At 37.0% G+C, this 22,128-nt stretch carries 20 protein-coding genes; 10 read left to right on the top strand and 10 right to left on the bottom strand.

The genetic code is table 11. From position 1 onward, the window contains the following. Nucleotides 1-18: 18 nt before the first annotated feature. The 9 genes from DBR39_RS11315 to DBR39_RS11275 all read left to right on the top strand — a co-directional run bounded on the left by DBR39_RS11315 (nt 19) and on the right by DBR39_RS11275 (nt 11,433). A complete protein-coding gene (locus tag DBR39_RS11315) occupies nt 19-1,257 on the top strand; it encodes an FtsW/RodA/SpoVE family cell cycle protein (RefSeq protein ID WP_124533111.1) in 1,239 nt (412 codons plus the stop codon). A gap of 1 nt (nt 1,258) precedes the next feature. Next, nucleotides 1,259-2,359, top strand: a complete 1,101-nt coding sequence (gene murG / locus DBR39_RS11310; RefSeq protein ID WP_124533109.1) for an undecaprenyldiphospho-muramoylpentapeptide beta-N-acetylglucosaminyltransferase — start codon at nt 1,259-1,261, stop codon at nt 2,357-2,359. A gap of 96 nt (nt 2,360-2,455) precedes the next feature. Beyond that, nucleotides 2,456-3,814: a UDP-N-acetylmuramate--L-alanine ligase gene (gene murC / locus DBR39_RS11305; RefSeq protein WP_103232143.1), complete on the top strand. Its 1,359-nt coding sequence runs from the start codon at nt 2,456-2,458 to the stop codon at nt 3,812-3,814. Nucleotides 3,815-3,844: 30 nt separating this feature from the next. Next, entirely contained in the window at nt 3,845-4,816 is a 972-nt protein-coding gene (locus DBR39_RS11300) for a cell division protein FtsQ/DivIB (RefSeq protein ID WP_185147173.1), read from the top strand. A 78-nt stretch (nt 4,817-4,894) separates the two neighbouring features. After that, the gene (gene ftsA / locus DBR39_RS11295; protein WP_124533106.1) at nt 4,895-6,280 is read left to right on the top strand and encodes a cell division protein FtsA; all 1,386 of its coding nucleotides are present in this window, start codon (nt 4,895-4,897) and stop codon (nt 6,278-6,280) included. 126 nt (nt 6,281-6,406) lie between these two features. Next, entirely contained in the window at nt 6,407-8,323 is a 1,917-nt protein-coding gene (ftsZ, locus tag DBR39_RS11290) for a cell division protein FtsZ (protein WP_124533104.1), read from the top strand. Nucleotides 8,324-8,495: 172 nt separating this feature from the next. After that, nucleotides 8,496-8,942, top strand: a complete 447-nt coding sequence (locus DBR39_RS11285) for a GatB/YqeY domain-containing protein (RefSeq protein WP_124533102.1) — start codon at nt 8,496-8,498, stop codon at nt 8,940-8,942. 460 nt (nt 8,943-9,402) lie between these two features. Then, the gene (locus DBR39_RS11280; RefSeq protein WP_103235094.1) at nt 9,403-9,813 is read left to right on the top strand and encodes a BrxA/BrxB family bacilliredoxin; all 411 of its coding nucleotides are present in this window, start codon (nt 9,403-9,405) and stop codon (nt 9,811-9,813) included. Nucleotides 9,814-9,918: 105 nt separating this feature from the next. Beyond that, nucleotides 9,919-11,433: a GH3 auxin-responsive promoter family protein gene (locus DBR39_RS11275; RefSeq protein WP_124533100.1), complete on the top strand. Its 1,515-nt coding sequence runs from the start codon at nt 9,919-9,921 to the stop codon at nt 11,431-11,433. Between the two features lie 70 nt (nt 11,434-11,503). Here the strand turns inward: DBR39_RS11275 and DBR39_RS11270 are convergent, their stop codons facing one another. The 10 genes from DBR39_RS11270 to DBR39_RS11225 form a co-directional block, all read right to left on the bottom strand. Then, nucleotides 11,504-11,947, bottom strand: coding sequence for a hypothetical protein (locus tag DBR39_RS11270; RefSeq protein WP_124533098.1), 444 nt, complete (start codon nt 11,945-11,947; stop codon nt 11,504-11,506). Nucleotides 11,948-11,972: 25 nt separating this feature from the next. Beyond that, the gene (locus tag DBR39_RS11265; protein ID WP_124533096.1) at nt 11,973-12,335 is read right to left on the bottom strand and encodes a hypothetical protein; all 363 of its coding nucleotides are present in this window, start codon (nt 12,333-12,335) and stop codon (nt 11,973-11,975) included. Nucleotides 12,336-12,339: 4 nt separating this feature from the next. Beyond that, nucleotides 12,340-13,311: an endonuclease/exonuclease/phosphatase family protein gene (locus tag DBR39_RS11260; RefSeq protein ID WP_124533094.1), complete on the bottom strand. Its 972-nt coding sequence runs from the start codon at nt 13,309-13,311 to the stop codon at nt 12,340-12,342. A 72-nt stretch (nt 13,312-13,383) separates the two neighbouring features. Continuing rightward, on the bottom strand, nt 13,384-14,376 hold the full coding sequence (locus DBR39_RS11255; protein WP_228447819.1) for an endonuclease/exonuclease/phosphatase family protein: 993 nt from the start codon (nt 14,374-14,376) through the stop codon (nt 13,384-13,386). 9 nt (nt 14,377-14,385) lie between these two features. After that, nucleotides 14,386-15,141 carry a rhomboid family intramembrane serine protease gene (locus tag DBR39_RS11250; protein ID WP_124533092.1) on the bottom strand — a complete coding sequence of 252 codons (756 nt, stop codon included), beginning with the start codon at nt 15,139-15,141 and terminating at the stop codon, nt 14,386-14,388. A 5-nt stretch (nt 15,142-15,146) separates the two neighbouring features. Beyond that, on the bottom strand, nt 15,147-16,937 hold the full coding sequence (mutL, locus tag DBR39_RS11245) for a DNA mismatch repair endonuclease MutL (protein WP_124533090.1): 1,791 nt from the start codon (nt 16,935-16,937) through the stop codon (nt 15,147-15,149). 315 nt (nt 16,938-17,252) lie between these two features. Further along, complete coding sequence (locus tag DBR39_RS11240; RefSeq protein ID WP_124533088.1) at nt 17,253-18,080, bottom strand: YoaK family protein; 828 nt, start codon at nt 18,078-18,080, stop codon at nt 17,253-17,255. A gap of 30 nt (nt 18,081-18,110) precedes the next feature. Further along, nucleotides 18,111-18,605 carry a hypothetical protein gene (locus DBR39_RS11235; RefSeq protein WP_109737888.1) on the bottom strand — a complete coding sequence of 165 codons (495 nt, stop codon included), beginning with the start codon at nt 18,603-18,605 and terminating at the stop codon, nt 18,111-18,113. A gap of 286 nt (nt 18,606-18,891) precedes the next feature. Next, complete coding sequence (locus tag DBR39_RS11230; protein ID WP_124533086.1) at nt 18,892-20,295, bottom strand: sensor histidine kinase; 1,404 nt, start codon at nt 20,293-20,295, stop codon at nt 18,892-18,894. Nucleotides 20,296-20,298: 3 nt separating this feature from the next. Then, nucleotides 20,299-21,006 (bottom strand): response regulator transcription factor, encoded by a 708-nt coding sequence (locus DBR39_RS11225; protein ID WP_124533084.1) that lies wholly within the window; start codon nt 21,004-21,006, stop codon nt 20,299-20,301. A 254-nt stretch (nt 21,007-21,260) separates the two neighbouring features. Between DBR39_RS11225 and DBR39_RS11220 the strand changes: the two genes are divergently transcribed. Further along, nucleotides 21,261-21,830, top strand: a complete 570-nt coding sequence (locus DBR39_RS11220; RefSeq protein WP_103234392.1) for a helix-turn-helix domain-containing protein — start codon at nt 21,261-21,263, stop codon at nt 21,828-21,830. Nucleotides 21,831-22,128 lie beyond the last annotated feature (298 nt).

Genomic DNA, 22,128 nt, shown 5'->3' with positions numbered 1-22,128 from the left:
TACATCAATACAATCAATATGGACGAACAGAACACAGAAAGCAGATTTGAATTTCTAAAGGGCGATAAAGTACTTTGGATGGTCATCCTTGTGATCTCCATTTTCTCTATTTTCCCCGTATACTCTGCAAGTTCAAATCTAGAATACATTGTCAATAACGGGACCACAACAGGTCACGTTATCAAACATATGTTCTTTGTAGTCCTAGGATTAGGAATTATGAGACTGGCAGGAACCGTAAAATACGAATACATCGGAAAGCTCAGCAGTATTCTGCTCGGTCTGATGGTTGTTTTACTGATCGTTACCATGTTTACAGGACAGACCATTGATGGGGCCAGTGCTTCAAGATGGCTGAAAATTCCGGGAACCCCGATTTCCTTTCAGCCTTCATCGTTCGCCTTTTTAATGTTAATCATCTATCTGTGCAGATATTTAACCAAAAAGATAACAAGAGAAAGACTTCCGATAGAGAATATCATGTATATTTTCGGGCCTATCCTCCTTGTTTTCGTATTGGTAGCAAAAGATAACGGTTCTACAGCATTAATGATTTTAATGGTTTCTGTGATTGTTCTTATTATAGGGCAGCTTCACTGGAAATACATTGCAGGATTTATTTCTGCCTCATTTATAGCCATTGTATTATTTTTACTAATAGCCCTGAATACGAACATGATCGGCGGAAACCGTGTTCACACATGGATGAGCCGTGTAGAAACATTTACCTCAAGCAAAGCAAAATCAGCCGATGTAGATGATGAAAGCATAAAAGCGAAAAACTATCAGGTAATGCAGGCTAAAGCAGCCATTGTACATGGTGGGATTACCGGAATGGGACCCGGAAAAAGTGCATTGAAGCAAATGCTTCCACAGTCTGCCTCCGACTTTATCTTCGCTGTGATTGTAGAAGAATATGGCGTGATAGGCGCTGCTTTTCTGATCTGTTTATACCTGATTATGATGATACGGATCGTAATGATCGCCAGTAAAATGCCTGCATTTTTTGGATCCCTGCTCGTGCTCAGTCTCGGGGTAATGATCTTTATTCAGCTTTCGGTAAACATAGCTGTTGCCGTGAACCTGATTCCGGTAACAGGGCAGCCGCTGCCTTTGATCAGTTATGGAGGAACCTCAATGCTGGTAACCTATTTACAATTAGGTATTATTTTAAATATAAGCTCAAGAATACAGATTTATGATGAAGAAGGAATGGGCAAAAAACAAAGTGTAGCAGAAATAAACGATATCGCTTAACATGAACAAAAAATTGAAAATACTATTATCAGGCGGAGGAACAGGAGGACATATCTTCCCTGCCATCGCCATTGCTGATGAGATCAAAAAAAGATTTCCTGATGCAGAATTTTTGTTCATTGGTGCCAACGGAAAAATGGAAATGGAAAAAGTTCCTCAGGCAGGCTATACAATAGAAGGAATTGATATCGCCGGAATCGACAGAGGAAACCTTTTGTCCAATTTGGGACTGCCTTTCAAGATTCTGAAGAGTTTATCAAAATCTAAAAGGGTTATCAAAAACTTCGCACCGGATTTTGCAGTAGGAACAGGGGGATTTGCCAGCGGACCGGCTCTTTATGAGGCAAGCAAAATGGGAATCCCGATTTTCATACAGGAGCAGAATGCCCATGCAGGAGTAACCAACAAAATTTTAAGCAAGAAAGCAAAAGCTGTTTTCACAGCCTATCCAAAAGTAGAAGGTTTTCCGGCAGAAAAAATAAAATTCCTGGGAAATCCCATTCGTGAAAACATTATTTCAGGAATGCAGAACACTGCTCAGGCAAAAGAGAAAATGGGACTGAATAAAGATAAACTTACGATATTATCTGTGGGTGGTTCTTTAGGCTCCAGAACATTGAACAATGCCTGGAAATCTCATTTAAAAGAAATAGTAGACAAAGACTATCAGCTGATCTGGCAGACCGGAAAGCTTGATTATAAAGATATTTTAGACGAAACAAAAGATATAGATACCAGAAATATTCAGATCCTAGAATTTATCAAAGACATGGAGCTGGCATATTCTGCAGCGGATATCATCGTTTCGAGAGCCGGAGCCATTGCCATTTCAGAGCTGGCTGTAGCACAAAAACCGGTCCTTTTGGTTCCTTTCCCTTTTGCAGCGGAAGACCACCAAACCAAAAATGCCATGAACCTTGTTGAAAAAAATGCGGCCAAAATGGTAAAAGACTCTGAAATGCAGGAAAAATTCTGGAATACATTATCAGAGATCTGCGAAAATGAAAGCGTAAGAAAAGAAATGTCCGACAATCTGAAATATTTTGCCAAGCCAAACGCCGCAAAAGAGATTGTAGACGAGATTTTTAAAGTGATACAATAAATGAATGTTTGTCATTCTGAATGAAATGTAGTGAAGAATCTATATTGAGATTCATCCCTCATCGAAATGACAAAGTGAAAATTTTTAAATAAATAAATGAATAATTTACAAACATATCAGACTTTTTACTTCGTTGGAATCGGAGGTATCGGAATGAGTGCATTGGCGCGCTATTTCAATGCATCCGGAAAAAAAGTATTGGGGTACGACAAAACCAATACAAAATTGACTCAGAATCTGATGAACGAAGGGATTGATATTGTTTTTGAAGATCATATTGATGAAAGGATCACTTCCCTTCAGAAAGAAGATACATTGGTGATCTATACTCCAGCCATCAAAACGCTTGGAATTTTGGATTATTTCAACCAAAATCAGTTTGAAGTGTTGAAAAGAGCTAAGGTTTTAGGATTAATTACAGAAAATACAGATTGTATCGCCATTGCAGGAACCCATGGAAAGACAACAACGTCAACCCTTGTGGCTCATTTGTGCAAAGAAGCAGATCTTCCCTTCTCATGCTTTTTAGGGGGCATTTCTGAAAACTTTAAATCCAACTTCCTGTACAACGGATCTACTTATTCCGTAGTGGAAGCTGATGAATATGATAGAAGCTTCCTAAGCCTATCCCCGGATTGGGCTGTAGTAACTTCTACGGATGCTGATCACCTGGATATTTATGGAGACAAGAGCCATATTGAAGAAGGATTCAGACAGTTTGCCGCTTTGGTCCCTCAAGACAAGCAGCTCTTTGTAAGAAAAGGAGTAGAAATTGGCAGAGGACATCAAACTTATGCGGTGAATGAGCCTGCAGACTATTATTCAGACAATCTGCGTATGGATCATGATAAAATCTATTTTGATTTCCATACTCCAACGGAAACGATAAAGGATTTTGTATGGGAAATTCCGGGAATCCATAATGTGGAAAATGCTACTGTAGCCCTGGCTATTCTGCATAATTTAGGCGCAGATTTTGATACGCTGAAAAAAGCAATTGCCAACTTTAAAGGAATTAAAAGAAGATATACCAAACATATTTATCCAAACGGTAAAATTTATATTGATGACTATGCCCACCATCCTACAGAAACCAATGCTGTAATAGGCTCCATCAGAACATTTTACCCTGATAAAAAACTACTGGTAGTCTTCCAGCCCCACCTTTTCAGCAGAACAAGAGATTTCGCAGACGGGTTTGCAGAGAGTTTAAGCAAAGCAGATGAACTTATTCTGCTTGACATTTACCCTGCAAGAGAGCTTCAGGAGAACTTTGAAGGAGTTACCTCAAGCTGGCTGCTGGACAAAGTAACATTAGATAAAAAAGAAGTATCGACATTATCCGATGCTTTTGAAAAAATAAAAGAAAAAGATTTTGATATCCTCCTTACAGTAGGCGCAGGAAATATAGACACCCTGTATGACCCTATTTGTGAATGGATAGAGAAAATTTGAGTATAAACGCAATGCTCGCGAAGAAAAAATATGAAAAATAAATACAGAATATTAAAAATTGCTGTCACCGTAATCATCCTTGGATTGTTACTGAGTTTCTCGTTGAAGAGATTCAGCCACCAACAGATTACGGACAATAAGATTTCTGTAAAAATGAGCGAGAAAACTCCGGTTTATTTCGTCGATGAAAAAGATATCAGGGAGATTGTAAAAAAAGAAAACCCATCAGGAAACGTTGGAGATCTTAATATCCCATCTTTAGAAAAAAAGATTAATTCTCTTCCAGCCGTTGACAGTGCTAATGTCTACCTGAATCTGAATGGGAAGCTGAATCTGGATATCAAACAGAGAGTACCGGTTTTCAGACTTAACAAAGATGGGAAAGACTTTTATGTGGATGAAAAAGGAATTGAATTCCCTATTTCAAGGACGTATTCGCATCCTTGTATGCTGGTAACCGGAAATGTACAGCCGGATGAATATGAGAAACTGGCAGAACTGGTTGAAAAGATAGATAAAGATGATTTTAGCAAGAAATACTTCATTGGGATTTCAAAATATAAAGAAAGCTATAATCTTCTGACGAGTGAAGGAAATTACAGAGTAGAAATCGGAGATCTGGATAATATTGATTTTAAAGTAAAAGGATTTAAAACCTTCGTGGAAAAATATCTGGTATATCAGGATCCTCAGAAGTACAGCATGGTTTCTGTAAAATATCAGAACCAGATTGTCACTACCTTAAACCCTTATTTTAAGGAAAACGACAGTATTTTGAAAGCTGGAAAAATGGAACTGGCAAAAGTCCCTTCTTCTTCAACTTCTGGTAAGAAGACAGAGATCAAGCTAAAACTAGCGGAAACAAAAAAAACAAGCTCCACACCCGCAAAACCAAAAGAAAATACAAAAACACATACAAAAGAGACGAAAAAAACAGAGAAAAAATCAACCGCTAAGGCCCTGTCCAAACCAAAGCCAAAGGCAAAAGTAAAAATAGAATAAGTTATTCAGCACATTTAATACACAAATAGGAGATCCTCCTTAAAGGAAAAAAGTAGAAAAAATCAAATCGATATAAAAATGGAAAATCAAGAGTATTCAGTAGGTCTGGACATCGGGACAACAAAGATAGTCGCGATTGTCGGAAGAAGGAATGCACACGGGAAAATAGAAGTTCTCGGTGTAGGAAAAGCTAAAAGTCTTGGTGTTCATAAAGGTATTGTGAATAATATTTCGCAAACCATTAATTCAATCAAGGCTGCAGTATCCGAAGCACAATCCAGTGCTGGAGTTCCTATCCGCAAAGTTACGGTAGGTATTGCAGGAAAACACATTCGTTCTCTGCAGCACTCCGATTATATTATGCGTGAACATCCTGATAAATTTATTACAGACGATGACATCGAAGCATTGAAAGATCAGGTAAAAAAACTGGTCATGCTTCCTGGAGAAGAAATTATCCATGTACTTCCTCAAGAATATAAAGTGGATTCCGAGGGTGAAATTCAGGAACCCGTTGGGATGCACGGAAAACGTTTAGAAGCAAACTTCCATGTCGTAGTAGGCCAAATGGGCAGCATCAGAAACATTGCAAGATGCGTTCGTGAAGCAGGATTAGAAATGGAAGCTCTTACGTTGGAACCACTAGCCTCTTCAGAAGCTGTTCTTACAAAAGAAGAAAAAGAAGCCGGTGTAGCCATTGTAGACATTGGTGGTGGTACAACAGATATTGCCATATTTAAAGATAATATCATCCGTCATACCTGTGTTATTCCCTACGGAGGCGGAATTATTACCGAAGATATCAAAGAAGGCTGTTCCATTATAGAGAAACATGCAGAACAACTGAAAGTAAAGTTTGGTTCGGCTGTTCCCGAATTAGAAAAAGACAGTACTTTTGTAACCATTCCCGGGCTTCATGGAAGACCGGATAAAGAAATTTCTTTAAAAACTCTGGCACAGATTATCAATGCGAGAGTAGAAGAAGTTTTGGAAATGGTAAATACGGAGCTGAAAGCGTACGGAGCTTTTGAACAAAAGAAAAAACTGATTGCCGGAATTGTTCTTACCGGTGGGGGTTCAAACTTAAAGCATCTTCGTCAGCTGGCCAATTATACCACAGGTTTTGACAGCAGAATCGGTTTTGCGAATGAATATATCGCCAACGATAAAAATCAATATCTGAAAGGTCCTGAATTTGCTACGTCTATCGGGTTACTGATGGAGAGTTTAAAGATCAGAGACAAAAGACAGAATATTGATGAAGAAGTAGAAACTGTCACTGAACAGCCAAAACCTGAAGTCGCTGTGGCACAGGCAGAAACTGTTCAACCCGTTCAGCAGGCAACACCTGTTCAGGAGCAACAGTCTTTTGAGAGAGAAAAGCAAGAAAACAGAAAAGCGAAACTGACTTTCGGGCAGTCGCTTATGGAAAAAGTAAAAAAATTCTTTGAAGAAGTAGAATAAACATAAATGATAAAAGATTTTGATGAATTATACGTAAAATAAATTAATATTTATTAACTTAAAACGAATATCGTTCACCAATTATCATCTATCATCTATCAGTTATCAATTATTAAAAGTATAGTTATGGAAAATATAGGTACACAAGGATTTTCATTTGATTTGCCAAAAGGAAATTCATCCATCATAAAAGTAATCGGTGTAGGGGGCGGTGGAAACAACGCTCTGAAGCACATGTACGAAAAAGGAATTCACGGAGTTGATTTCGTGATCTGTAATACGGATGCTCAAACTTTAGATAATAACCCCGTTGCTAATAAAGTTCAGTTAGGAACAACAATCACAGAAGGTCTTGGTGCTGGTGCTGACCCTGAAGTGGGAGAAAAATCAGCAATCGAAAGTATTGAAGATATCAAAGCCGCTATGGGCCAAAACACCAAAATGGTGTTCATCACTGCCGGAATGGGTGGTGGTACCGGTACCGGAGCAGCCCCTGTTATTGCCAAAGTAGCAAAAGACATGGGGATCTTAACAGTAGGTATTGTCACTGTTCCTTTCAGTTTTGAAGGGAAAAGAAGACTAGACCAGGCTGAAAACGGTCTTGAAAAATTAAAAAATAATGTTGATTCATTAATTGTTATCAACAATGATAAATTAAGACAACAGTTTGGAAACCTTGGATTCAAACAGGGATTCTCCAAAGCTGATGAAGTCTTAGCCAATGCTGCCAAAGGAATGGCAGAGGTTATTACGGGTTATTTTGATGTAAACATTGACTTTAGAGATGCTAAATCTGTACTTCAGAATTCCGGAACAGCTCTTATGTCTACAGGAACAGCTTCAGGAGAGAATAAAGCTGAAGAAGCAGTAAGAAAAGCTCTTGACTCCCCATTATTGAATGACAATAAGATTACAGGAGCTAAGAATGTTCTATTGTTGATCAGAAGCGGTGCAGAAGAAGTAACCATGGATGAGATCGGTATCATTATGGATCATATTCAGAAAGAAGCAGGAAATACCGCAGATATCATCTTCGGGGTGGGTGCTGATGAAGAATTGGGAGATGCTGTAAGCGTTCTTGTTATTGCAACAGGATTCTCTAATGATAACAAGAAATTTGCAGGCCCTACTGAGAAAATCAGAATCAGTCTTAACGATAGTTTCGAAGCTCCAAAAAACTCTCCTTTCAAAACAAGAGAGGAAAGAGAATCTGCTCCAGAGACCGCATATGACACCAATAGAAGCAATCATTTCAGATTAGATGATGAAGACCACAATACTCCACAGTTCAAGGTGACATCTATTGAAAAAAAAATGATTATTGAGGAGGAAGAAATTAAAACTGATGTAAGATTCTTTGATAAAGAGGAAAACACAGTAAATACCCCTGAACAACACTGGAGAAACGAAGAAGAAGGCGATCAGGAATACAGCTTATTGTCTATTGATGAAGAAAATGAAGACCCGAACGATCTTGAGATCCAGTCTTTCTCATTTGATTTTGAAAATAAAAAAGATGAGCCGCAGTCTGGAAGCACATTCAGCAATTCTTTTTCAGAGGAAAAATCTGTTGAATTCAGCTTCTTTGTCAACGAGCCTGTCAGAAATGAGCCCAATACAGATTTTGGACAGCCAAAAGCAGAATTTAATACCCCTTCGAATGCTGCAGTAGCTGAGCCTGCTCAAAAGATTGAAACATTCTACCAGAAACAGGAAGAACCAAAGGCAGAAACAAGATCAACTTTTGAAAATAAGACAGAAATTCAAGCCCCTCAAACTGAAGAATCAGAATTCACGTTTGTGAATAAAACGATGGATCAGGATAGAGTGGTTGAAAGAAGAAATAAATTAAAAGAATTCAATTCGCGCTACCAGAATTTTGACAGCAATAGTGAATTTGAATCTATTCCTGCTTTCAAAAGAAAAAATATTTCGATCGACGGAACCAATGCTTCAGACCAGAATATCAACACGTATCTATCTGATAACAATGGATCTATGCAGATCAGAGAAAACAGATTTTTAAATAAAGACGTAGACTAGAATTAATTTGAAAATGGAATAATTTGAGAATTTGAAAATTAACCAACTGTTAGAAAGTATGAATTCGGTGTATTAGCTAATTATTTTAATTAATAATATAAAGCTCAATCATTTACCATTGCTTTTATTATTTTCAAATTGTTTCATTCTCAAATTCTCAAATTATAAATTTATGAGTTTAGAAAATATCATCAGTGAGGCTATAAAAACGGCCATGAGAGAAAAAGACAGAGTCGCTCTGGACTCTCTTCGTGCTGTAAAATCACAAATTCTTCTTTTAAAAACAGAAGCTAGAGGCGCTGAAGTTTCTGCTGAACAGGAGATCGCTATTCTGCAAAGAATGATCAAACAGCGTAAAGATTCTTTTGAGCAGTTTTCAGCTCAGGGCAGACAGGATCTGGCGGAAGTAGAAGACGCTCAAATGAAAGTCATTGAGAAATTTTTACCTAAGCAGCTTTCTGCTGAAGAATTAGAAACAGAAATAAAAAATATTATTTCTGAAACCGGAGCTGAATCTCTTAAAGATTTAGGGAAGGTAATGGGAGCTGCCTCAAAAGCATTAGCCGGAAAATCAGACGGAAAAAGTATTTCCGAGATGGTTAAGAAGCTCCTTTCATAATGTGATCCGGGTTCCGGGATTTGGATTGATTTCAAATCTCACACAACACGTATCTCATTCCATAACTAAGGATATACAACCTTTGCATATCGATTTGATTAAACAAGCCCGGAACTTTTCAGTTTCGGGCTTCGTTTTCTTGGATATTAAAGTTTGTTAATCAGTTTTGATTCTAAACTAAAAAAAAAGAATTAAGATACTACCATATTTCAGAAAGTATTTAAGTGATTGATTGCTCGAGGGAAAGCCTTAAATGTTTTTTTCATGGTCGTTTGTTTTTCAGAATCATTTCAAATTTAATACTAATATTTTATTATTCCTAATTTTAATTCATCATTTTTTTAATATTATTACAATATTAATATCTGGTTAATTTTATATGACTAAACGATTGATAGTTTTTATATATTGAACAAACGCAAAGAATTTCTTAACTTTGTAACGATAAAAAACAAAATATATGTATCCAACAGATTTAGTAATGCCAATGAAGGCAGAGCTTACAGATAAAGGTTTCCAGGATTTAACAACTCCGGTTCAGGTAGAAGATGCACTGAAGCAGTCTGGAACTACACTATTGGTAATCAACTCCGTATGTGGATGTGCTGCAGGAGCTGCAAGACCAGGGGTAGTATACTCTTTGACAGGAGATAAAAAACCGGATCACTTAACAACTGTATTTGCAGGATTCGATACAGAAGCTGTGGTAGAAGCAAGAAAACACCTTGCTCCATTCCCACCGAGCTCTCCGTGCGTAGCACTTTTCAAAGATGGTGAATTGGTTCACATGCTGGAAAGACACCACATCGAAGGAAACCCTGCAGGAGCTATTGCAGCCAACCTTCAGGCAGCATACGATGAGTATTGCTAAGAAACAAAAATCTAAATATCAAACCGTTACAAAATATGTAACGGTTTTTTTATTTAATTTCTGAAAAAATTTCCTGAAAATTCAAATATCATTATATTTGTTGGAATGGCAACCAAAGCACTTTTCAATACTGTAGTCAATTGGTTTATCCGTCAAAGGATAGATCAGATACAAAATTTCATGGACCATCCCATTGAAACACAGAAAGGTATACTCTTTTCTCAGCTGTTTCATGCAAAAGATACGGAGTATGGTAAATTATACGGATTCAATTCTATATCAAGTTATCAGGATTTTAAAAATAAAGTTCCTATTGTTACGTATGAAGAAATGGAACCTTATATTGAAAAAGCAAGACAGGGACAAAAGGATGTAAGCTGGCCCGGTTATATCAAACATTTTGCAAAATCTTCCGGAACAACAAATGCGAAAAGTAAATTCATTCCTATTTCAACGGAAAGTCTTGAATACTGCCATATGAAAGCCGGAAAAGATATGGTTTCCATTTATGCCAACAATCACCCTGAAAATCAGCTTTTTAATTATAAAAACTTACGTTTAGGCGGAAGTTCTGAATTGTATGCAGACTTTAACACCAAATTTGGCGATTTATCTGCTATTTTGATTGATAATCTCCCGTTTTGGGTAGAAATAACGACAACTCCCAGCAAGAAGGTTTCTTTGATGGGAGAATGGGAAAGTAAGCTGAAAGCGATCACCTCTGAAGTGAAAAATGAAGATGTGGGAAGTATCCTTGGGGTGCCCAGCTGGATGATGGTTCTTCTTCAAAGAGTATTAAAGGAAACCCATGTAGAAAATGTTTCTGAGCTGTGGCCTAATTTGGAGGTGTTTTTTCACGGTGGAATCAGCTTTAAGCCCTACAAGGAGCAATTCCGACAGATCATCGGAAAAAACATCAATTACTACGAAATTTATAATGCCTCTGAAGGCTTCTTCGGTATACAGGATAGATCTGACAGTGATGAAATGCTTCTGATGTTGGATTATGGGATATTTTACGAATTTATTCCCATGGATCAGTTTCATTTTTCGAATCCAAAAGTCGTAAGTCTGGAGGATGTGGAAGTTGGGAAAAACTATGCTATGGTTATCACAACCAACGGCGGTCTATGGAGATACCTTATAGGTGATACGGTAGTCTTTACTTCAACAAACCCTTTCAGAATAAAAATAACAGGAAGAACCAAGCACTATATCAATGCTTTTGGGGAGGAACTGATGATCACCAATGTAGAATCTGCCCTGGCGAGAGCTTGTGAGGCTACAGGAGCACAAATCACTGATTTTACAGGCGCTCCGGTGTTTATGAAAGAAAATGAAGGGGGTGCTCACAAATGGATCTTTGAGTTCAGTCAGCATCCGGATAATCTGGACAGCTTCGTTGATGCTTTTGATAAACATTTAAAGACCATCAACTCCGACTATGAAGCGAAAAGGTACAATAATATAACTCTTAAAAGACCTATTGTACACATTGCTAAAAACAACCTTTTCTATCATTGGCTGGAGGCCAAGGGAAAACTGGGCGGACAAAATAAAGTACCAAGGCTAAGCAATGACCGTGAATATATTGAGCCCCTGCTGGAAATGAATAAATAAGAGAAAGAATATTTCTTTCAAATTAATGAATAAAAAAAGCCGCAATCTCATTGAATTGCGGCTTTTTATTTTACTTACTTAAGTCTTCTTTTACTTTTTTAGCAGCTTCCTCTACTTTTGAAGCTCCTTTTTTGGCGGCATCTTTTGCATCTTTTCCTACTTCCTGCGCTCCGCTTTTAATATCTTTCCCAACTTTGTTCGCTTCAGTTTTGATATCCTGTCCTGCCTTATGAAGATCCTGTTTTGTCTTGTCTGCAGTGGCATCAATTTTATCTTTAGCTTTTTGGGCAGCGTTATCTATCTTATTTCCAGCTTCATCTACTTTATTCTTAACGTCTTCTTTTGTTTTGTTGACTTTTGCACTATCAACAACGTCAGGCGTTTCCGTAACTGTCGTTGTGGTCGTAGTAACTGAGCCGTCAGAACTTTCTACTTGTTCTGTTTTTGTAGTTGATTTTGTGCATGCTACAGTGAATATTGAGATCACTACCGCTGCAAGGATTTGCTTTTTCATATTATATATTTTTAATGATTTTGATTTATTCTGTTTTGGTATTTTGTGCAGATGGTGTTTCTGAAGCTTTATTCTTCTTTTCTGCGTCTGTTTTTTTCTTTTCCTCTTCCTGTTTTGCCTTGTTCTCTTTTTCAAGCTCTGCTTTAAGCTTACTTTCTTCTTCCTGAAGCTTTTTAGCCTGTTTTACAGAGTCCAGATATTGAGGAGAGGACATTCTTATCTTACGGGCAATATCTACTGAAACAGCTCCTGTAGAAAAGGAATCAACAGCAACAGTATCATAATGCATCTTAACATCCTGTTCAGCAGCGAAACCCGGAGATTCTTTCTTAGAGCAGGCGGTGAAGAGAATGGTAAAAATAAAAATCGCAGACAGTAAATTTTTCATGGAACTAATTTAGCAGAAATTCTGCAATTACAGGATAATGATCCGATAATTTCACAGACTGGTCTACTTTATAACTTAGTGGAATAATTGATTTCGAAGTAAAGATATAATCGATCCTTAAAGGAACTTTATAATCATGAAAACTGCTTGCACTTCCCTTCCCTGCTACTAAAAAAGCATCCTGAAGATCTTTTCCGAGGTTATAATATTCATAAGAATTGGGAACAGAGTTGAAATCACCGGCTAAAATAACGGGATAAGGTGATAGATCTACCATCTTTCTGATTCTTTTTACCTGATCTTCATGTGCCTGAAATGTAGGTGTCATATGAGATAACAAGGTAGAAATATTCCCAAAACCTAGTGCATCAAGCTTTGTAAACATAGATTTATGAAGTCTGAAGGGTTCCAGATAGACATTTATAATTCTGATAATTTTTCCGTTGATATCTATATCAGCATAAAACGAATTTCCCCGTGCTTTTTCATCAATCAGCTCTGCCTGTCTTACAATTTTATGCTTTGTTTTCAGAATGACTGAAGGATATTTTATAAGATCTCTCCTCAATGCGCGATTGGTGTCTTTTTCCTGCACAAGAATGATGTCAGCATCCTGTGCTTTGATATAATCTTTTACTTTATCCCAGCCATATTCTCCGTATTTCACATTGAAAGTCAATACTTTGATATCACGGATTGTTTTTAAATTTTCTGTTTTGGGAGAAAAGTTGACCCAGCGTCTGATCGGGTTAACAAAGACAAGAGTCCCCAAAGCAAAGGCAATAGCAATTTTTTGTTTTTTAAAGACCCATACCAGCGTAAGAATAAGATATGTTGCCATTATGTAAGGGAAACCAAGAGAGAGAAGATTAAGGGTCCCCAAAAGATTAGGAGGAATCCACGCATTCCCTAATGTGCATAAGAGTAAAACAGCAACAACGATATGTATAAATAGTAATATCTGATTCGACTTCATAAAAACGGTCTTGGTACGGATGTTTTTAAGCAAAAACCCTACCAAGCAGTGAAACTTTAACTATTTTTATGATTACTTACCCTCTTTTGAAAACTTTACAATTACGGGGTAATGATCTGAAATTCTGACAGAACGATCTACTTCATAGGACAATGCGCGTAATGATTTTGAGGAAAAAACATAGTCGATCCTGATAGGGAATTTATAGTCATGAAAACTGGTAGCACTTCCCTTTCCTGCTGTTAAAAATGCATCTTCAAGTCCTTCAGAAAGATGGTAATATTCATAAGAACTAGGAACAGAATTGAAGTCTCCGGTTAGAATAACAGGATAAGGAGAACTTTCAATGGATTGCTGGATCAGATCTACCTGATCCTGATGCTTCTTAAAAGTTGGAATAAGTCTTTTAATAACGTCTTTTACCTTTTGTTCATTGGCATCGGTATTTCCGTTAAGCTTCACCATCTCTTTTTCGAAATGGAACGGATTAAGATAAACATCAATAAACCGGTATACTTTGCCATTAATTTCAATATCGACCTCTAAGCCGGCAACTCTTACATCTTCGTCCTGGGGATCGATAACTTTCTGACTGATAATTTTATGTTTCGTCAAAACAGTTAATCCGATAGATGGATTGGCTTTTTGATAGCCTTCAAATTCATATTCTCTCCCGGCATCTTCCTGCAAAAGAATAACATCTGCGTTCTGAGATTTCAGATAAGGTGCAATCCCTTCATTTCCTCTACCTCCTGCTCTGGTATTGAAGGAAACCACTTTTATGTCAGTGTCCCCTTTTTTAGGAGAGGAATAATTGACCCATCGTTTTACAGGATTGATAAATGCCAACCCCATAAACATGAATACAAAAGCTCTCTTTTTCCAGCTGAATACCCAGAATATTGTTAGAATGACATATAAGATAATCAGCACCGGGAAACCTAAAGAAAGAAGATTAAACCAAGGAAAAACCTTCGGTGGAACATAGGCATTCAATAAAGTGCCCAGCAGTAAAAATAGAATTCCAAGATGTAGAATCAATAGGATGAGTCGGAAAACCTTCACAATGTTATTTTAATTGAATCTATACAAATGCTTTTTCCAAATTCTTGCCAGCAGCCACCCCACCAAAGCACCTCCTACGTGAGCTAAGTGAGCAACACCACCTCCATTCCCGGATATACCAAGGTAAATGGAACCAACAACAATAATAGGCAGCAGGTATTTTACTTTAATTGGAACCGGAATAAACATGATTCCAATTTTAGAATCCGGATATAATGTTGCAAATGCGGCTATTACTCCGAAAATAGCACCGGAAGCTCCTACCATTTTGGATCTCAATAAGGCATAATATTCACTAGCCAATTTTTGCCCTTCGGCTGTTGTAGCGCTAATCTTCATACTTCCCACATAATCAAGAGCTGCTTTCGGGTAAACTTCAGAAGCGTTGAAGCCAAGGCTTTGTAAGCGGGAAATAATTTGCTGAGCTTCCACAAAATTCCATAAATTAAAAAGGAAGAATGCTCCTAGACCACTTGCAAAATATAAAATCAAATATTTTTTGTCTCCTAATGTTTGCTCCAGAATGGGCCCAAAACTGAACAATGTAAACATATTGAATAAAATATGCATTATACCTATAGATTCGGAAATAGAAGCATGCATAAACATGTGCGTAATAATCTGCCAAGACTTAAAATTAGGAGAAAAAGGATAAAAACCTGAAAGTGTATTGTATAAATCCGGAAGCAAAAAATTCGCGACCAAGTATACAATAACATTTATAATAATGAGATTTCTTGTAATCGGCGGTATATTGTTAAACATAATTTTTAAAATTTGTTTTTAAAATCATTAAACGGAACTTCATAGAAGCATCTCTTGCCGTCCGGTAAAAATTCCGGGAAGCCTAATGCTGTAAAATCTTTGATAAGCTGTTCCGCATCTTTTTTATAAATAAAGTCAAACCTTGACTTCGACTGCATTTTACTCCATTGGTTATGGTAATACTGCATAAATTCATCTTCTGTCTTGTATTCCAGAATTTCAAAAAGGTTCTCCAGAAACTTCATTGCCTGTGTTTCTTTCAGTCCTTCAGGAAGTGAATCTATTCTCAGCACACTTTCATGTGCAATTTTCATGTCAAACCCTAATTCCGGAAGATATTTTTTGATCGAATTGTATTTTGTCTTTTCGATCTCATTCATATGATACTCCAGAGAAAAAAGAAGAGCATGACTGTTTGTGCCCGATTTTCTGGTAGATTTGTTACCATCAGAAACCAATAATCTGTGCATTCTTCCCAAATCCAGCATGAGCGTCACATCCCCTTTATTGAAAAGCCAGTATCCGTTGGGAAGTCTCATAAGATCTTCGTCAAAATCTTCATCCTCAAATAAGTTGATTTTTGAAGGTTCCGCCGTAATATTCTGATGGTACATTTCCGTAAGGTTCTGAATTTCCTCAGGATGCACTACAATTTTTTCTTCCAGAAACGGATTATAATCTTTGTCCACAATGATCTCAGGCATTTTTACAAAACCGCCACCGCCGCCATTTCCTTTACTTGGAATCGGCTTATTCATCATTTGATCCAATTCCGGATCTCTGTCAAAATCAAGGCTTGGAGAAACATTGTAAATCCCTAAAGATCTTTTAATGGTTGATCGAAGCAAAGCAAAAATAAGGTGCTCATCTTCAAATTTCACCTCTGTTTTCTGCGGGTGGATGTTCACATCTATTTTCTCCGGATCAAGATCCAGGAAAAGGAAAAATGACGGCACATATCCCGGTTGAAGAAGTCCTTCAAAAGCTTCCTGTACTGCTTTATTGAAGTAAGGGCTTCTGAAATATCTTCCATTCACAAAAAGAAACTGCTCGCCTCTTGCTTTCTTGGCACCTTCAGGTTTGGCAACAAACCCATGAAGCTTACACCAGATAATATCTTCTTTGATAGGAATCAAAAGCGGCTGAAGCTTTCTTCCGAAAACATCGACAATACGCTGCATCTGACTTCCTTTTCTCAGTCTGAAAACAGCTTCATCATCATGAAAAAGAGAAAACTCCAGATTCTCATGAGCCAATGCAACACGCTGAAATTCATCAATTACGTGTCTGAATTCAATATTATTATTTTTCAAAAACTTCCTTCTTGCAGGAACGTTATAAAAAAGATTTTTTACTAAAAAGTTTGATCCGTCTGCTGTCTGAATAGGGTCCTGAAACTGAAAAACTCCACCTTCGATATAAATATTGGTCCCAATGGAAGTATCTTTCTGTTTGGATCTAAGTTCTACCTGGGAAACCGCTGCTATAGAAGCTAAAGCTTCACCACGGAAGCCTTTTGTTGCAATCTTAAAGATATCTTCTGTCGCTTTGATTTTAGAAGTGGCGTGTCTTTCAAATGCCATTCTCGCATCTGTTTCAGACATTCCTTTTCCGTCATCTACCACCTGAATAAGGTTTTTCCCGGCATCCCTGATGATCAATTCAATTTTCGTTGCATCTGCATCTATAGCATTTTCCAAAAGCTCCTTCACAATGGATGCAGGGCGCTGCACCACCTCTCCCGCTGCAATTTGGTTGGCTACATGATCCGGTAAAAGCTGAATAATATCTGACATAAAAACGTAAATCAACTTACAAAAATAGTCAATGAAAACGGGAATTAAAACACTAAAATCGTGATTTAATATTTAATTATCAACATTTTTGCCTATTTATCCCCAACCATTTTTTTTAATGTTTGTAATGAAGGGCTTTAGCAAGTTTATTTATTTGATTCTGAAATTTTTCATTTCTATACCAATAAAAATTGGCGAAAAACAACCAAAATATTGATATGCGAGGTGATTTTTCAAAAAAACGCCCTTATTCTATAATAAAATAAGGGCATTTACAGCTAGTTTATACAAAAAATTAATAGTGTGTTTTATATTTTAATCCTCAAAGACAAGCTTTCTTTTTTCTTCTCTTTTAGGAATTCCATGGATTTTATCATAAAGGTAAGCCAAGAGGTTAGCCTTTTTATAGATCCTGTTGTATCTGTACTTCGTATTGAAGTGACGTACATGAATTTTATAGGCATCATACCCAATGACAATCAACAGACATAAACTGATCACGTAGAATACCCTAAACTCCAGATAATAATAAGTCAGTCCAGAGAAGACGGCTCCCATAACATAAGCAAGCATAATACTCATCAGCAGTTTTGCTCTACCAATCAACTCTCCGTTTCTTCTGTATTTTTTCTGTGTAAACATAGATACCAGGATTCCTAAGTCGGTGGTTGTTCCGGTAAGGTGGGTGGTCTTCACAGAGAAATTGGAGATACTTGCCGTCAATCCGTTTTGCAATCCGGTGGCGAAAAGCATCAGGGCTACCAAATATTCTGTCTCTTCTAATGTTTTCTGATAATAGAACTGCCCATACACCCCTACAAAAAGCAGACATATAATTTCCAGCACAATAGGCATAGAATGGGCAAAGTATTTACTTTTCTTATTAAAGTTGATTACAATAAAGTTGGATAGGAAACTCCCGAAGAAGAATAAAAATATCCATCCGCCTACTACGCCTACCTGAGTCCAGTTTCCTTTACTGATTTCTGCCGCCAAAATAGCGTAGTGTCCCGTTACGTTCGACGTAAAAGAGAGAAATATCAATAGGGAAGCAATATTTATAGTACCCGCCGTAAAGGCAGTCAGCGTCCCCAACCTGATATTGTCTCCCAGTGTCCTGCTGTTACTATAATTTCTTAACATTTTTTATCTTTTTAAATAGTGTTTAATTTTTTAGACCTCTACAAAGATCTCTGCCAGTCTTCCTCTTTCCGGAAGTCTTTCTCTTACTTCAACAGTAATTTCACGAGACTGCAGCTCTTTGCATTTTTTGATATAAGGAATAAGGTCGAATTTCCCTTTCCCTTTGCTTTTGATAGATGGAGAATAATATGCTTCTTCAATATTTTCTGCCTTTACATACTGGTTGAATGTTCTTTGGAAGCTTCCTGTAAAAACATCACAGATAACTTTATTCACCAGATGAGGGTATTTATTACTGATTATTCCATAGGCATCACAAAACTCTTCAGGTCTGATTTTATTGAAAACCGATGTTTTGGTAGTGAATAAAAGGTCTCTGATAGAATCTCCCGAATCGTATCCGGAAGTCAGAAGGATATTATATTGATTCTGATCTTCTGATGCATCTTTCTCCTTAAGTACTTTTTTCAATATATTCAATGACTCAAGAGAGTAATCTGTCGCAATTAAAATTGTTTTAGCCATGTTCTTTATTATTTTGTATTGTGTTATCTTTTTGATGATACAAAACTAGAACGACCAAATTAGAAGATCTTTGGAACGGAATTAAAATGTGATTAAAGAGATTAAAATGAGATTAGAAAATTGTTAAGGGGGTGTTAACATAGCAAAAAAAAGCAAAATCGCAAAAGGGCGGATTGCTTATAGAAATTGTTTGCTATAAGATTGTTTTTCAGACTAAATAAAAGAAAAAAAAGGGTATCATAAGCTGGAAATACCTGTAAAGGAAGACCCTTATCTGCCCATTCGCTTATTCCCCTTTCTGCATCATACTATAGAAATTCGGGAAACGCATTTGTACAGTTGTTCCTTGATTTTCGTGTGAACTTACGATCAGTTCGCCGTGGTGCATTCTTACAATGTTTCTTGCCAATGGAAGCCCGATTCCGTAGCCTTCATAGTTATTCGTATTGGAGGCTCTGAAGAATGGGTCGTAGATTTTATTCATTTCTACTTCAGGAATTCCGATACCGTTATCTTTTATAATGATGTAGACATCTGTATTGGTGGCTCCTAAAGAAACTTTTACCTGCTGGAAGTTAGAATATTTACAGCCATTACTGATGATATTGGCAACGGCAAGATGAAGAAGCTGTTCATTTCCCTGTACCTTTAGTTTCTTAGGATTATCGGGCAGCATACTGATATCCAGGTAAATATTATTTCTGGAATCAATTCTTCTCAGGGTTTCAATCACATCCCAAAGCAGTTGGTCGATTCTTACTTTATCCATTTTCTGGATCTTTCCGTCGAAACCGGTTTGGGCAATCATTAATAAAGCTTTGATCTTTTTATCCAGCTTTTCGGCTTCATCAAGAATGATTCCTAGAGTCTCTTTATACTCGTCGGCTGTTCTGCTGATAGAAAGCGCAACGTCTGCCTCTCCCATAATTGATGTAAGAGGAGTTCTCAATTCGTGAGATACATTTCCGATCAGGTGATTCTGGGTTTCAAAAGAGGTTTCAATACGGTTGAGCATATCATTGAAGGTATCCACCAATTCATTAAGCTCCTTATTGTCCGCCTGAGCCTCTAGCCTTAAGTGAAGATTTTCAGAACTGATCTCCTTTACTTTTCCTGTAATTTTTAAGATCGGTCTGAATAAAGTTTTAGACAGATAAAAAGAAAAGATCATACTGAAGAACAGAGAAAGTACAATACAGGTAAGCAGGGTTCTTTTTAAAAAGCCAAGATAATAAACGACGTAATGGTTTTTGGCCGATGCGATCGCAATATAATCTTTATCATCATACCTGAAACTCTGACCTATATAATAAAATTCCTCATCATTATAATTGGATTCACCTTGTTTGATAATATTTTTAAAGAAATAATCCGGAATATGAACCTCCTGAGAAATCTTCTTGAAATTGGAATCTGTAGGCACCGCGAAAACGTAGTCTTTTTCCATCGGAAGCTCCTCATCATTCAGACTGCTGAGAACATAGTTTTCCGGAAGATCGAGATGGTCTTTGCTTTTTTCAATCTGAACAATGGTTGCCGTCCTGATCTTTAGCAGTTCATAAAACCTCTGATGTGAAAAATTAACGATTGAAAAGTACACCAAACCACTGAACAGCAAAATGATGGCTGTAAAAACCAACATCAAAAGCACCATCGTTTTGGTCTGATTTGTAATCACTTTATTAAACATCCATTATGTTTTTTTCAATACATACCCCATTCCTATCACAGTATGAATCAACTTGTTATCATCCTGATGATCCAGCTTTTTTCTCAAATAATTGACGTAAACATCTACTACATTGGTTCCCAGCTCATAGTTTACTCCCCATACCGCATCCAGAATTTCCGCTCTTGAAATTACTTTTTCAGGGTTATTCAGGAAATACAGCAGAAGTTTGTATTCTGTTGATGTCAGAGAAATCTCTTCTCCTGCACGGCTCACCTTCTTGGTATAGTCATTTACCATCAGGTCTGAAAACTGAAACACATGTTCATTATCCGGCTCAGGTTCAATGGTTTCCTGCGGTCCGTTGTTGTTGCTTCTTCTCAGCAAAGACTTCACACGCGCGACCAGTTCAATGAATTTAAAAGGCTTTACGAGATAATCGTCTCCTCCACTTTCCAGTCCAAGAACAATATTTTCAGATGTTCCCAATGCTGTAAGGAATAAAATAGGAACGCTTTGGTTGGTTTTTCTTATTTCTTTACATACATCCAGACCGTTCATTTCCGGAAGCATAATGTCCAAAATTACCAGATCGAAATCATTGGCCTGCACCAATTGCACTCCTGTACGACCGTCAAAAGCCACAGAAATTTCATATCCATTTTCCTGAAGTCCTTTTTTGATAAAAGAGACTACACTGGTTTCGTCTTCGATAAGAATAATTTTTTTCATAGATGAAATAAGGAGTTTTACAAAAATAGGGAAATTTTCTTGGGATGGGCAAAAAGGGAAATTAGCGATTCTATTCTTTTCAAAAGAAAACCTGTCTTGTTGGTATTTCACATCATTACCCTCCTTCAGCTTTTCATCCTCTATAATAATTTTCAATGAATTGATTCCCGCCCTTGTCCAAACTCTATAGAATAATATTACCTTTGCTTTTAATAGAATGACGAAAAAATAATTCAGGTTAAATTGCACAGCGTATGAACGACTTTTTAATAGGTATCGGTAAGAGATTAAAGGATATTAGAAAAAAGAATAATTTAACCATCAACGAACTGGCTTTCAAAGCGAATGTGAGTAACGGCCTTGTTTCCAGGATTGAAAATGGAAGAACGATTCCTTCGCTTCCTGTTTTACTGGATCTGATTCAGTCTCTTGAGATTGATGCCAGCTATTTTTTCGAAGGAGTGGAGAAAAAATCCAATGCCAAGTTCATTTATGTTCCAAAAGAAAGCCAGCAAACTATAGAAAAAGAAGTAGAGGCTGAAGGATTCAAGTATATGCATATCTTCAGCAAAAGCCTTCATTCTTTGGGTTTTGAAGCCGTATTATTGACTCTTGAACCTAATTCTAAAAGAGAAAAGGTAATTACGGATGCCTGGGAATTCAAATATATCCTTAAGGGAGAAGTAAAGTATCTGATTGATAATGAGGAAATCATCTTAAAAGAAGGTGATTCTTTATATTTCAACGGAAAGTTTCCTCACGTTCCGGTAAGCATCAGCGATGAAAGCTGCGTGATGCTTGTTCTTTATTTTTATACTGCTTAAATACTTTTTTAACGCAAAGTTTTTATCTAGCAAACCCACGATCTTTAAGAGAGCAAAGAATGGAATCAATTTCATTGATTCTTTCTAAGCGTATACCTAATAATTACACTTCATCAGCGACAACGTCGCATTCTTTGCTTCCTTAAAATATATCAGTTGGCTTATTAAACTTTGCGTTTAAATAATAATCACTTTTTTATCTATTTTTCCTATCATTCTTCAATTTTCGATTTCTGTTACAATATGAAAGTTTACAAATATGCAACTTTTGTTTTTCCGTTTCCTTCCAAGATGAACG

The sequence above is a fragment of the Chryseobacterium sp. KBW03 genome (genome assembly GCF_003852415.1).
GTDB lineage: Bacteria > Bacteroidota > Bacteroidia > Flavobacteriales > Weeksellaceae > Chryseobacterium > Chryseobacterium viscerum.
This window is presented reverse-complemented; position numbering and strand designations above follow the sequence as displayed.

Coding starts and splice junctions, on each gene's coding strand:
- DBR39_RS11315 (WP_124533111.1), top strand. CDS start 19: ATGGACGAACAGAACACAGAAAGCAGATTTGAATTTCTAAAGGGCGAT.
- murG (WP_124533109.1), top strand. CDS start 1,259: ATGAACAAAAAATTGAAAATACTATTATCAGGCGGAGGAACAGGAGGA.
- murC (WP_103232143.1), top strand. CDS start 2,456: ATGAATAATTTACAAACATATCAGACTTTTTACTTCGTTGGAATCGGA.
- DBR39_RS11300 (WP_185147173.1), top strand. CDS start 3,845: ATGAAAAATAAATACAGAATATTAAAAATTGCTGTCACCGTAATCATC.
- ftsA (WP_124533106.1), top strand. CDS start 4,895: ATGGAAAATCAAGAGTATTCAGTAGGTCTGGACATCGGGACAACAAAG.
- ftsZ (WP_124533104.1), top strand. CDS start 6,407: ATGGAAAATATAGGTACACAAGGATTTTCATTTGATTTGCCAAAAGGA.
- DBR39_RS11285 (WP_124533102.1), top strand. CDS start 8,496: ATGAGTTTAGAAAATATCATCAGTGAGGCTATAAAAACGGCCATGAGA.
- DBR39_RS11280 (WP_103235094.1), top strand. CDS start 9,403: ATGTATCCAACAGATTTAGTAATGCCAATGAAGGCAGAGCTTACAGAT.
- DBR39_RS11275 (WP_124533100.1), top strand. CDS start 9,919: ATGGCAACCAAAGCACTTTTCAATACTGTAGTCAATTGGTTTATCCGT.
- DBR39_RS11270 (WP_124533098.1), bottom strand. CDS start 11,947: ATGAAAAAGCAAATCCTTGCAGCGGTAGTGATCTCAATATTCACTGTA.
- DBR39_RS11265 (WP_124533096.1), bottom strand. CDS start 12,335: ATGAAAAATTTACTGTCTGCGATTTTTATTTTTACCATTCTCTTCACC.
- DBR39_RS11260 (WP_124533094.1), bottom strand. CDS start 13,311: ATGAAGTCGAATCAGATATTACTATTTATACATATCGTTGTTGCTGTT.
- DBR39_RS11250 (WP_124533092.1), bottom strand. CDS start 15,141: ATGTTTAACAATATACCGCCGATTACAAGAAATCTCATTATTATAAAT.
- mutL (WP_124533090.1), bottom strand. CDS start 16,937: ATGTCAGATATTATTCAGCTTTTACCGGATCATGTAGCCAACCAAATT.
- DBR39_RS11240 (WP_124533088.1), bottom strand. CDS start 18,080: ATGTTAAGAAATTATAGTAACAGCAGGACACTGGGAGACAATATCAGG.
- DBR39_RS11235 (WP_109737888.1), bottom strand. CDS start 18,605: ATGGCTAAAACAATTTTAATTGCGACAGATTACTCTCTTGAGTCATTG.
- DBR39_RS11230 (WP_124533086.1), bottom strand. CDS start 20,295: ATGTTTAATAAAGTGATTACAAATCAGACCAAAACGATGGTGCTTTTG.
- DBR39_RS11225 (WP_124533084.1), bottom strand. CDS start 21,006: ATGAAAAAAATTATTCTTATCGAAGACGAAACCAGTGTAGTCTCTTTT.
- DBR39_RS11220 (WP_103234392.1), top strand. CDS start 21,261: ATGAACGACTTTTTAATAGGTATCGGTAAGAGATTAAAGGATATTAGA.